Here is a 2,640-nt window from a genome sequence, read left to right on the forward strand (position 1 = left end):
ACAACGCCAGCCGGCGCCGCCGGACGGCCTGGGCGAACGAGCCGAGGCCGCGCACCCTCTCGGCGCGGGCCACCGGGGCGCCCGCCGCGGAGGCGTCGTCGCGGCCCCGGCGCCATCCGAGGAGCACCCCGACGACGACGGCGACGACGACCGCGGCCGCCACGGCGAGCAGCATCCACGGCCAGGTCAGCGAGCTCAGTGCCATGTCGTCACCACCCGACGGGCCGCCTCGGCGCCGGCGATCGGGTCCAGCGCGGGTCCCCGCCGGAACACGCTGGGGTAGTAGTGCCGGCGGAGGGCCTCCAGCAGGGCGGGATGGACGCCCGCGCGCTCCAGGTCCTCCAGCGCCAGCACCGGCGCCTCCAGGCCGCTGTACTCATTGACGAACGCGCGCACCGCCCGGCTCAGCTCGAGGTTCGCCCGACGCGCGTCCAGCTCGCCGTCGCGGTACCGCTGCTCGATCCGCGCGATGCCGCCGAGGTACTCCTGGCGGAGCACCGCCGACACGTCCACGAACAGCGGAGCGGGCGGTGCCGGGCCGGCGACCGGGGCGGGGCGCCGACGCGGCGCGGTGAGCGCGATCACCAGCCACGCCGCGAGGACGAGCGCCGCGAGGACGCCGAAGGCGAGCAGCATCCACCCGGCGGCGTACTGGGCGGGCGGGTACAGCTCCTCAGGACCGGACATGCGATCTCCGATCCAGCATCCGCAGCAGGTCCGACACCGCGTCGTCCTGGCTCCCGAGCGCGGCGTGCGTGATCTCCAGCCGGTCCAGCGTCCGGTCCCGGTGCCCTCGGGCGGCGGCGTCCTGCGCCGCCAGCTCCGCCGCGATCGCCGCGTCGCCGTGGGCGAAGTCGGGCACGAGCCAGGAGGATCCGACGTCCCGCCGCGGAGCCGTCCCCGGCGCCCGCGCCGGCAGCACCGGGTCGGCGTCGTGCAGGGTGATCCACAGCACCTCGTGCTGCACGCGGAGCCGGCGCAGCAGGCGCTCCGTCTCCGCGGTGAGCGGGGCGTCGTCGGTCACCACCACGACGATCATCCGCCGGGTGACGGTGCGTGCGATGTACGAGAGCAGCCCGTCGCGGTCGCCGGGCGCCGCGGCCGAGCGGATCGCCTGGTCCATCGTCCGCAGGGTGTGCTCCAGCGCGGCCTCGCTGCGCCCGATCTCCCGCCGACGGAACCCCCGCGCGTCGCCGTGCACGAGCGTGAAGTCGTCACCGTGGCGCAGCGACAGCAGCCCGAGGACGCCGACGGTGAGGATCGCCAGTTCGCGCTTGGGCCGTTCGTCGTGGGCCAGTGCGGTCATCGCCAGGCCCGTGTCGACGGCGAAGAGCACGGTGTGCATCCGCGTGGCCCGCATCCGCTTGATCATCGGCGCGCCCAGCCGGGCGGTGGCCTTCCAGTCGATGTCGCGGATCTGGTCGCCGTACTCGTAGGTGCGCAGGTCCTCGAAGTCCAGGCTCCGCCCGCGCAGCAGGGACGCGTAGGCGCCGTCGAGCGCGTGCGTCGACTTCCGCGACGAGGTGATGAAGAGCTTCCCCTTCACCGGGGTGAGCAGGCTGGGCATGAGCGGGGCCTCGGGATCGGCGCGGGCGGCGCTACGGGGTCGGCACCGCGCCGAACACGGCGTCGATGACGTCCTCGCTGCGCACGCCCTCGGCCTCCGCCTCGAACGTGAGCAGCACGCGGTGGCGGAGCACGAGGTGGCGCAGGTTCCGGATGTCCTCGGGGATCACGTGGCTGCGGCCGGAGAGGAGCGCGAGGGCGCGGGCGGCCTGGAGGAAGGCGATCGTGCCGCGGGGGCTCGCGCCGTACTTGATGTAGCCGCCCAGGCGCTCGCCGATGTACGGCACGGGGTTCCGTGTCACGTAGACGAGGGACACGATGTAGTTGCGCACGGCGGCGTCGACGTAGATCCGCCGGGAGACGTCCTGCAGCAGCTCGACGTCGGCGAGGGAGATCGCCGTGTGGACGTGCCGTTCGGGGTCGAGCGCGCCGGAGTCGATGCGCGCCAGCACCTCCAGCTCCTCGGCCGGGCTCGGGTACTCGACGATCTCCTTGAGGAGGAACCGGTCCATCTGGGCCTCGGGCAGCTCGTAGGTGCCCTCCTGCTCGATCGGGTTCTGCGTCGCGATCACGAGGAAGGGGCGCGGCACCCGGTGGATCTCCCCGCCGATCGTGGTCTGCCGCTCCTGCATCGCCTCCAGCATGGCGCTCTGCGTCTTGGCGCTGGAGCGGTTGATCTCGTCGAGCAGGACGAAGTTCGCGTGCACCGGGCCGAGGACGGTGCGGAAGGTGCCGCTGGCCGAGTCGTAGATCTGTGTGCCGGTGATGTCGCTGGGGAGCAGGTCGGGTGTGCACTGGATGCGCTTGAAATCGGCCTGCACGGTGTCGGCCAGCGTACTGGCGGCCGTGGTCTTGGCGAGTCCGGGAACGGACTCGAGGAGGATGTGCCCGCCCGCCATGAGCGCGAGCAGGAGGCTCGTGCGCAGACGCTCCTGGCCGACCATCTTGGCGGAGTACGCGTCCGAGACGGTGCGCAGGATCTCGCGGGCGCGGGCCATCTCGGCCTCGGTCGGGGCGGGCCGGGTCTCGCCGGCCGGGTCGGCGGTGCCCGGGTCGGCGGCTTCCGGTCCGGTG

4 protein-coding genes are annotated in these 2,640 nt (G+C 73.4%); all 4 read right to left on the bottom strand.

The features are described from left to right. The coding region (locus MR1_RS18910; RefSeq protein WP_409366283.1) for a hypothetical protein at positions 1-205 on the bottom strand (205 nt) is incomplete at its 3' end. Beyond that, a complete protein-coding gene (locus MR1_RS18915) occupies positions 196-687 on the bottom strand; it encodes a hypothetical protein (RefSeq protein ID WP_067250791.1) in 492 nt (163 codons plus the stop codon). The genes MR1_RS18915 and MR1_RS18910, both read right to left, overlap by 10 nt. Further along, a complete protein-coding gene (locus tag MR1_RS18920) occupies positions 674-1,567 on the bottom strand; it encodes a DUF58 domain-containing protein (protein ID WP_067250794.1) in 894 nt (297 codons plus the stop codon). The genes MR1_RS18915 and MR1_RS18920 overlap by 14 nt, the downstream gene beginning before the upstream one ends. A 31-nt stretch (positions 1,568-1,598) precedes the next feature. After that, positions 1,599-2,564, bottom strand: a complete 966-nt coding sequence (locus tag MR1_RS18925) for an AAA family ATPase (protein ID WP_084344947.1) — start codon at positions 2,562-2,564, stop codon at positions 1,599-1,601. Between the last annotated feature and the right edge of the window lie 76 nt (positions 2,565-2,640).

The organism is Microbacterium resistens NBRC 103078, assembly GCF_001552355.1.
Classification (GTDB): domain Bacteria; phylum Actinomycetota; class Actinomycetes; order Actinomycetales; family Microbacteriaceae; genus Microbacterium; species Microbacterium resistens.

Bases quoted from the DNA above. Each gene is read 5' to 3' on its own strand.
- MR1_RS18915 (WP_067250791.1), bottom strand. From the start codon at position 687: ATGTCCGGTCCTGAGGAGCTGTACCCGCCCGCCCAGTACGCCGCCGGG.
- MR1_RS18920 (WP_067250794.1), bottom strand. From the start codon at position 1,567: ATGCCCAGCCTGCTCACCCCGGTGAAGGGGAAGCTCTTCATCACCTCG.
- MR1_RS18925 (WP_084344947.1), bottom strand. From the start codon at position 2,564: ATGGCCCGCGCCCGCGAGATCCTGCGCACCGTCTCGGACGCGTACTCC.